Genomic DNA, 218 nt, shown 5'->3' on the forward strand with positions numbered 1-218 from the left:
CGGAGTCGGCCAGGGTGGGCAGGTCCAGTTCGGTGGCGGCCCAGTTCAGGGCGGCGGTGACACCGAGGGTCTGGGCGCAGGTCAGGTCGTGCAGGTGTCCGGGCATCGCCGGTGAGGTCCAGATCGGCAGTCCGTCCGGGCGGGCGACCGCCTGGATGTTCGCGCCGAAGTCGCGGTGCTTTCCGGAGTACCAGGCGTCGATCGTTTCGCCTTTGACG

The 218-nt window shown here is 69.7% G+C and carries 1 protein-coding gene; it reads right to left on the reverse strand.

All coding sequences use genetic code 11. From position 1 onward, the window contains the following. A partial coding sequence (locus ACFHWT_RS31655) for a transposase family protein (protein ID WP_416598394.1) occupies positions 1 to 218 on the reverse strand: 218 nt, incomplete at both ends.

The organism is Micromonospora sp. LOL_021 (assembly GCF_048060215.1).
GTDB lineage: Bacteria > Actinomycetota > Actinomycetes > Mycobacteriales > Micromonosporaceae > Micromonospora_E.